This is a genomic window from Actinomadura sp. SCN-SB (assembly GCF_043906805.1).
In the GTDB taxonomy this organism is placed as follows: Bacteria; Actinomycetota; Actinomycetes; order Streptosporangiales; family Streptosporangiaceae; genus Spirillospora.
Map to the genome: position 1 here is coordinate 1 of NZ_JBIMPP010000207.1, position 406 is coordinate 406.

1 rRNA gene is annotated in these 406 nt (G+C 62.6%); it reads left to right on the forward strand.

The window, feature by feature from the left end:
- Window positions 1-406, forward strand: a 23S ribosomal RNA gene (locus ACGWYJ_RS39070); the annotation flags it as partial.

Consider the following 406-nt stretch of genomic DNA (forward strand, 5'->3'; position numbering starts at 1 on the left):
GGTGCTGGTGGGTAGGGGAGCGTCCTGCGCCTGGTGAAGCTGTCGAGTGATCGGTGGTGGAGGGTGTGGGAGTGAGAATGCAGGCATGAGTAGCGATTCACACGTGGGAAACGTGTGCGCCGGATGACTAAGGGTTCCTGGGGCAGGCTGATCCGCCCAGGGTAAGTCGGGACCTAAGGCGAGGCCGACAGGCGTAGTCGATGGATAACGGGTTGATATTCCCGTACCCGCTGGTATGCGCCAACGCTGAACCCTCTGATGCTAAGACCCCGAGCCTGTTTCCGCCTCTTCGGAGGTGGTTGTCGGGTGAGCGGTCGGCCCGAGGGGGTAGTAGGTGAGCGATGGGGTGACGCAGGAGGGTAGCTCAGCCCAGGCGGTGGTTGTCCTGGGGTAAGCATGTAGCCCG